The organism is Streptomyces sp. UH6 (assembly GCF_013421635.1).
Lineage (GTDB): Bacteria > Actinomycetota > Actinomycetes > Streptomycetales > Streptomycetaceae > Streptomyces > Streptomyces abyssomicinicus.
On sequence record NZ_JACADT010000439.1, the window covers coordinates 1 to 4,615 of the forward strand.

Consider the following 4,615-nt stretch of genomic DNA (forward strand, 5'->3'; position numbering starts at 1 on the left):
CCTCGGCTGGACCGGCCTGGTGCTCATCAAGGGCGAGGCGGCTCCGCTGGCCCGGCTCGGGCTGACCACCGCCGGCGCCCAACTCTGGGGCCTGGCGGGGCTGGTGGCCGCCGCCTGCGCCGCGGTGGCGGGCCTCTCCTACGCCTCGAACCTCCAATGGCGCCGACTCGGCCAGGACATCGAGCACGACTGGCGCAGCCGCACCTACCGGCACGTCCAGCACCTCGAACTCGGACACCTGGAGGGCGAGCGGACCAGCCGGGTGGCCGGCGCGCTCACCCACGACGTCGGTCAGCTGGGCGCCTTCTTCGCCGGCCCGGCCAACGACGTGCTGCAACTCGCCACCAGCATCGCCCTCCTGGTGCCGGCGTTCCTCCTGCTGGCACCGCAGATCGCCTGGATCGCGTTCCTGCCGATCCCGGTCGTCGCCTGGCTGTCGCTGCGCCACCAGGACAGGGCCGCCGCGGAGTACGCGGACACCGGCGAACGCCGGGCCAGGCTCGGCAGCCAGGTGCTCAACTCGCTCGAGGCAGGCGCGACCGTCAAGAGCTCCTGCACCGAGGAGTACGAGGCCGAACGCGTCGACGGGCTGAGCGAGGAGGTCCAGGAGAGCACCCGGCGGGCCGACCGGAGCACGATCCGGCACGCCGAGACCGTCCGCGCCTGCACCACCGCCTCGATGGCCGGCACCCTGCTGGTCGGCGGCCGTTCGGTGCTCGACGGCACCCTGCGCTTCGAGGTGTTCAGCCCGCTGATCGGTCTGCCCCAGATGCTGCTGATGCGGATGAGCAGGCTCGGCGGCATCGCCGACCAGTACCAGCGCACCCTCGCCTCCTACGACCGGATCCAGCGGCTGCGCGCCCTGCCCGTCGAGGCCGACGGCGGCGCCGGCACGCTCGACCCCGCCGAGGTGCGGGGAGAGATCGTCCTCGACCGGGTCACCTTCGCCTACCCCGGCCGGCCGGCGGCGCTGGAGGACCTCTCGCTGACCATCCCGGCCGGGCGGGTGACCGCCCTGGTGGGAGCCACCGGCTCCGGCAAGACCACGGTCGCCAAACTGCTGATGCGCTTCCAGGACCCGGCATCCGGCAAGGTGCTGATCGACGGCCAGGACGTACGGGACCTGCGGCGGCACGGGCTGCGCCACGCCATCGGCTTCGTCGCCCAGGACCCGTTCCTCTTCGACGGCAGCATCGCCGACAACATCCGCTACGGCAGCTTCGGAGCCTCCGACGAGGCGGTGATCCGGGCCTCGGCCATGGCCGAGGCGCACCCCTTCATCGCGTCGCTGCCGGACGGCTACGACACCCTGATCGGCGAACGCGGCGCCGCGCTCTCCGGCGGCCAGCGCCAGCGGATCGCCCTGGCGCGCGCCATCCTCAAGGACTCCCCGGTCGTCATCCTCGACGAGGCCACCTCCGCCGTGGACAACGAGACCGAGGCCGCCATCCAGCGCACACTGCGCGGCTTCGCCGCCGACCGCACGATGGTCGTCATCGCCCACCGCCTCTCCACGGTCCGCCACGCCGACCGCATCTACGTCATGGACAAGGGCGGCGTCGTCGCCGAACAGGGCACCCACGACGAACTCCTCGCCCAGCACGGACTCTACGCATCCCTCTGGCAGCTCCAGGCCGGCGAACTCGCCGCCTGACCGCAGAAAGAAGAAGCCGGCCCGCCCGCCGACCGCGTGACGCCACCGCGGTCGGCGCGGCCCGGCACGCCCTGCGCGCCTGCCCACCCGTACTTCTGGAGGTACCCCCATGTCCCGTCGCGACGGAGACGTCCTTCCCCTGACCGCGGCCCAGCGGGAGATCTGGCTCGCCGAGCAGAGCTCCCGGACGCCGATCCCCGGCTACCGCGTCGGCGAATGCCTGGAGATCCACGGGCCGGTCGACCCGGAGCTGTTCGAGGCCGCGCTGCGCCGGGTGGTCGACGAGGTCGACGCCCTGCACGTGACCTTCGCCGACGACGGGGACGGCCCGCGCCAGATCCTCCGCGAGAGCTGGGACTGGGCGCCCGTCCACCTCGACCTCGAGGCGGAGCCCGACCCGCGGGCGGCGGCAAGGGAGTGGATGGAGCGGGACCTGGCCCGTCCGCTGGACCTCGGCCGGGATCCGCTGTTCGGCCACGCGCTGATCAGGCTCTCGGCGACGGAGTTCCTCTGGTACCTCAACTACCACCACGTGGTGCTGGACGCGATCAGCGCCTCCATGGTCCGGCAGCGCGTCGGCGAGGTGTACTCGGCGCTGGCCGAGGCCGGCGCCGTCCCGCCCTGCCCGTTCGGCACGCTGCGGGACCTGGTCGACAGCGACGCCGCCTACCGGTCCTCCGCCGACTTCACCGCCGACCGCTCCTACTGGACCGGGCGCTTCGCCGACCTGCCCGCCCCGACACGGCTCAGCCACACCACCGCGACCGACCCGCACCGGACCCTGCGCGTGGCCGGGGAGCGGGAACTGCGCACCCCCGAGGCCCTGCGGGCCGCGGCGGGGCGGGCCGGTGTCCGGTGGTCCCGGGTGGTGGTCGCGGCCACCGCGCTCTACGCCCACCGGCTGAGCGGAGCCCAGGACGTGGTGCTCGCCCTCCCCGTCACCGCCCGCCGCGGGTCGGGCCGCGACCTGATGTCGGTGCCCGGCACGATGTCCAACGTGGTGCCCCTGCGGCTGACCGTGCGGCCGGACATGCCGTGGGGAGAACTCGTCGCCCAGGCGGCGCGGGAGGTCGAGTCGGCCGTCGCGCACGAGCGGTACCGCAGCGAGGACCTGCTGCGCGACCTCGGCGCGCCCGGCGGCATCGGCACGGCGTTCCCGCTGATCGTCAACATCATGGCCTTCAACGCCAGGCCCAGCTTCGCCGGGCACCCCGCCTCGGTGCACCACTTCGTGTCGGGTTCGACCACCGACCTGGCCGTCTGGGTCTTCGACTACCGGGACGGCAACCCCCCGCTCCTGCGGCTGCACGGCGCGCCCGACGCGTACGGCGACGACGACCTCGCCGCGCACCAGCGGCGACTGCTGACCCTCCTCGACACGGTCGCGGACTGCGACCCGGACCAGGAGGTGGGCCGGATCGACCTGCTCACCCCCGAGGAGCACCGCGAGGTGGTGGCCCTCGGCACCGGGCCGGCCGCCGGAGCTCCGGACGAGAGCCTGCCGGAGCTGTTCCGGGAGCACGTCAGGTCGGCTCCGGACCTCACCGCGCTGGTGTGCGGCGACGTCTCCCTGACGTACGCGGAGCTGGACGAGCGGGCGAACCGTCTGGCGCAGGCGCTGATGGCGCGGGGTGCGGGGCCGGAGCGTCTGGTGGCGGTGTCGCTGCCGAGGTCGGCCGAGCTGGTGGTGGCGATCCTGGCGGTGCTGAAGACCGGGGCGGCGTACGTCCCGGTGGACCCGGAATACCCGGCGGCCCGGATCGCGTACCTGCTGGACGACGCGCGGCCGGTGCTGACGGTGACCGATGCCCGTAGCGCGGAGCGTCTGCCCGAGGGCGGTGCGGTCGGGCGGCTGGTGCTGGACGATCCGGAGACGGCCGCCCTGGTGGCGGGCTGCCCGGCGACGGACCCGATGGTGGCCGTCGACCCGGCCCACCCGGTGTACGTGATCCACACCTCCGGCTCCACGGGCAGGCCCAAGGGCGTGGTCGCGACACACGGCGGCCTGCTCAACCTGCTCACCGACCACCGGCTGGCCCTGTTCGCACCGCTGCTGGCGGAGCGGCGGCGGCTGAGGGTGGCGCTGACCACCTCGGTCTCGTTCGACGCCTCCTGGAACCAGCTGATGGCCCTCTTCACGGGCCACGAACTGCACGTCGTGGACCACGCGACCTGGACCGACCCGGACACCTTCGTCGACCACGCGGCGCGCCACCGGCTGGACTACGTCGAGGCCACCCCGTCCTACCTCCAGGTCCTCGTCGACCACGGCCTGCTGGACGACGCGCAGCGCCGCCCCGCGCTGGTCGCGGCCGGCGGCGAGGCCGTCCCGGAGCGGCTCTGGGAGCGGCTGCGGGCCGACGACGGGGCCTTCCGCGTCAACCTCTACGGACCCTCCGAGTGCACCGTCAACTCGGTGACCGCGGCCACGGCGTCGAGCCCGTGCCCGGTCATCGGCCGGCCCGTCACCAACGCCCGGCTGTACGTGCTCGACGCCGCGTTGCGGCAGGTGCCCTTGGGTGTGCCCGGTGAGCTGTACATCGCCGGCGCGGGGCTGGCCCGGGGCTACCTCGACCGGCCGGGCCTGACGGCGGGGCGGTTCGTGGCGGACCCGTTCGGGCCGGGCGGCACGCGCATGTACCGTACGGGCGACCTGGTGCGGTGGAACCCGGACGGCGACCTCGAGTTCCTCGGCCGCACCGACGACCAGGTCAAGATCCGCGGCTTCCGGGTCGAACTCGGCGAGATCGAAGCCGTCCTCGCCGAACATCCGCGGGTCGCGCGGGCCGTCGTCACGGTGCGCACCGACGAGGAGCCCCGGCTGGTCGCCCACGTCGTCCCCGCCGCGGGGCGTACCGTCCGGGCGGAGGCGCTGCGGGACCGGCTGCGGGAGCGGCTGCCCGCGCACATGGTGCCGTCGGCGTTCGTGGTGCTGGACGCGCTGCCCCTGACCCCGAACGG

2 protein-coding genes are annotated in these 4,615 nt (G+C 74.0%); both read left to right on the forward strand.

What is annotated here, in order from left to right; genetic code table 11:
- On the forward strand, nt 1–1,654 hold a 1,654-nt coding region (locus HW445_RS19365; protein ID WP_180222254.1), incomplete at its 5' end, for an ABC transporter ATP-binding protein.
- Nucleotides 1,655–1,763: 109 nt separating this feature from the next.
- The coding region (locus HW445_RS19370; RefSeq protein ID WP_180222255.1) for an amino acid adenylation domain-containing protein at nt 1,764–4,615 on the forward strand (2,852 nt) is incomplete at its 3' end.